The 2,782-nt window shown below is 51.9% G+C and carries 3 protein-coding genes and 1 tRNA gene; 1 reads left to right on the top strand and 3 read right to left on the bottom strand.

Annotation, left to right across the window (positions count from 1 at the left end; genetic code table 11):
• Nucleotide 1 precedes the first annotated feature (1 nt).
• Nucleotides 2–77: transfer RNA gene (locus NA389_RS20235), tRNA-Val, on the bottom strand.
• A gap of 258 nt (nucleotides 78–335) precedes the next feature.
• On the opposite strand from NA389_RS20235, the gene gltX reads away from it, so the two are divergent.
• Nucleotides 336–1,751, top strand: a complete 1,416-nt coding sequence (gltX, locus tag NA389_RS20230) for a glutamate--tRNA ligase (protein WP_000695623.1) — start codon at nucleotides 336–338, stop codon at nucleotides 1,749–1,751.
• A 53-nt stretch (nucleotides 1,752–1,804) separates the two neighbouring features.
• On the opposite strand, the gene NA389_RS20225 is transcribed toward gltX, so the two are convergent.
• Nucleotides 1,805–2,197: a MerR family transcriptional regulator gene (locus tag NA389_RS20225; RefSeq protein ID WP_000826514.1), complete on the bottom strand. Its 393-nt coding sequence runs from the start codon at nucleotides 2,195–2,197 to the stop codon at nucleotides 1,805–1,807.
• A gap of 1 nt (nucleotide 2,198) precedes the next feature.
• The gene (locus tag NA389_RS20220) at nucleotides 2,199–2,561 is read right to left on the bottom strand and encodes a MerR family transcriptional regulator (RefSeq protein WP_000472034.1); all 363 of its coding nucleotides are present in this window, start codon (nucleotides 2,559–2,561) and stop codon (nucleotides 2,199–2,201) included.
• Between the last annotated feature and the right edge of the window lie 221 nt (nucleotides 2,562–2,782).

Raw genomic sequence — 2,782 nt, 5'->3', positions numbered from 1 at the left:
GTGGTGGGTGATGACGGGATCGAACCGCCGACCCCCTCCTTGTAAGGGAGGTGCTCTCCCAGCTGAGCTAATCACCCCCGCTGTGTGGAGTCGCATTATAGGGAGAGTTGAAAATGAGTCAACGCATTTTCTAAAGTTTTTGTTTGTTCGTCGTAAAATTAAACAAAACGATCGTGAATTACCCCGCGCTGCATGATTTCTATACGGAAATAGCAAAGCGCAGCGTTCTGACCGGATCAACATTGAGGAATCAAGCCACAGTGATAGAATACAAGGCTATTCATCTTTCCAGGATTTGCCGGTTGTCGGCATCTTTATAAACGTAAGGCCATTTCATGAAAATCAAAACTCGCTTCGCGCCTAGCCCGACAGGTTATCTGCACGTCGGCGGCGCGCGTACTGCTCTTTATTCCTGGCTTTTCGCACGTCACCACGGCGGTGAGTTCGTGCTGCGTATTGAAGACACCGATCTTGAGCGTTCCACGCCGGAAGCCATTGAAGCCATCATGGATGGTATGAACTGGCTGAACCTGGAATGGGACGAAGGCCCATATTTCCAGACCAAACGTTTTGATCGCTATAACGCGGTGATTGACGAGATGCTGGAGGCGGGAACGGCCTATAAATGCTACTGCTCTAAAGAGCGTCTGGAGCAACTGCGTGAAGATCAGATGGCGAAAGGCGAGAAGCCGCGTTATGACGGGCGCTGCCGCCACAGTCACGAACATCATGCCGACGATGAGCCATGCGTGGTGCGCTTTGCTAACCCGCAGGACGGTTCCGTTATTTTTGATGATCAGATCCGTGGGCCGATCGAATTCAGCAATCAGGAGCTGGACGATCTGATCATTCGTCGTACCGACGGTTCGCCGACCTACAACTTCTGTGTGGTGGTGGACGACTGGGATATGGAAATTACCCATGTGATTCGTGGCGAAGACCATATCAACAATACTCCGCGCCAGATTAACATTCTGAAAGCGTTAAACGCGCCGGTGCCGATGTACGCGCATGTGTCGATGATTAACGGCGACGACGGTAAAAAGCTGTCTAAACGTCACGGTGCGGTGAGCGTGATGCAGTATCGCGATGACGGTTATCTGCCGGAAGCGTTGCTGAACTATCTGGTGCGTCTGGGCTGGTCCAGCGGCGATCAGGAGATCTTCACCCGCGAAGAGATGATCAAGCTGTTCTCCCTCGGTGCGGTGAGCAAGTCTGCGAGCGCGTTCAACACCGATAAACTGCTGTGGCTGAACCACCACTATATCAATACGCTGGCGCCGGAATATGTGGCGACGCATTTGCAGTGGCATATCGAGCAGGAAAATATCGACACCCGTAACGGCCCGCAGCTTGCTGAACTGGTGAAGTTGCTGGGCGAGCGCTGCAAAACTCTGAAAGAGATGGCGCAGAGCTGCCGCTACTTCTATGAAGACTTCAGCGAGTTTGACGCCGATGCGGCGAAAAAACACCTCCGCCCGGTGGCGCGTCAGCCGCTGGAAGTGGTGCGCGACAAGCTGTCGGCGATTACGGACTGGTCAGCAGAAAACGTCCACCACGCGATTCAGGCCACGGCGGATGAGCTGGAAGTGGGGATGGGTAAAGTGGGGATGCCGCTGCGTGTGGCTGTGACCGGTGCCGGGCAGTCGCCTGCGCTGGATGTCACCGTACATGCGATTGGTAAAACCCGCAGCATTGAGCGTATCAACAAAGCGCTGGGCTTTATCGCCGAGCGTGAAAGTCAGCAGTAACGCCAGCTGAAACAGAATAAACGGCAGGGCAGACGCCTGCCGTTTATTCTTTGTTAGTCCGCCTCATTGATACCTAAACGCGTCAGAAATCCGCGAATACCTTCCCGCGATAAAAACAGCGCCAGTTTTTCCTGTTCCTGAGCAGACATATTTTCAACGGCATCAATAATTTGTCGATAAGCGTGACTGTGCGCCGCGTTCGCATATTCTGCGAAAGCCTCTTCCGCCTGATAAAACGCAGGCAGTTTGCGAAAAGCCGGAATATTGAGAATAAACTCCCGCACGCTGGCATCAATATGGATGAGTCTTGCGCGTCCGCCTTTGACGCCGGGAAATTTTTCGGTTTTCCAGTGTTGTTCTCTGATCCAGCGATTGACGGTTTGTCTGGCCACGCCGAGGCATTCAGCCAGCTCTTCAGTGGTCATTTTACTGCGTAATCTTTTCATATTATTTGCTATCGCGTATCCCTAAGCGTTGTAACAAACCGGTAATCCCTTCACGCACGAGGAGAGAGGTAAACTGTTTCTGCTCGGATGAGGTCATCTCTTTGGCGAGCGTCATAAGCAGCGCTTCAAGCGATGCGTTGCTGGCAGGCGTGAATGTGTCTGCGTGATGGTCAACTGAACGTTCAGCGCTGCGGATATATTCACGAACCTGTTCGTTTACATGAACCAGACGGGCTTTACCGCCCTGGACGCCAGGTTTGGGCGATGTTGCCCAGCCTTCTTTCCGTACCCATTTATTGATGGTTTGTCGGCTGTAACCGGTGAGATTAGCGAGTTCTTCTGGCGTCATCCGTTCCTTGAACATAACGATTCCCTGAATAGTCGTGGGGTTAATTAGTGGTTCATTTTATAGCACCATTTTAGTCGAAACCGTGACGTGTTTAACTACTGAATGCGAGTTGTGCCGCAATGTCCTTTATTTGAATGCTTTTTCAGCGATTGAATTCGGCAAGTTCATTTTGCCGTTGACACATGCCGAGGGAATTCATATGATGCCGCCCGTCAACTCGACAAGCTTTACGTAGT

Origin of the sequence: Salmonella sp. NW645, from assembly GCF_051703725.1 — a bacterium.
In the GTDB taxonomy this organism is placed as follows: domain Bacteria; phylum Pseudomonadota; class Gammaproteobacteria; order Enterobacterales; family Enterobacteriaceae; genus Salmonella; species Salmonella enterica.
The sequence above is the reverse complement of the archived record's forward strand: the minus strand, read 5'-3'. Positions and strand labels throughout refer to the sequence as shown.

Coding starts and splice junctions, on each gene's coding strand:
- gltX (WP_000695623.1), top strand. CDS start 336: ATGAAAATCAAAACTCGCTTCGCGCCTAGCCCGACAGGTTATCTGCAC.
- NA389_RS20225 (WP_000826514.1), bottom strand. CDS start 2,197: ATGAAAAGATTACGCAGTAAAATGACCACTGAAGAGCTGGCTGAATGC.
- NA389_RS20220 (WP_000472034.1), bottom strand. CDS start 2,561: ATGTTCAAGGAACGGATGACGCCAGAAGAACTCGCTAATCTCACCGGT.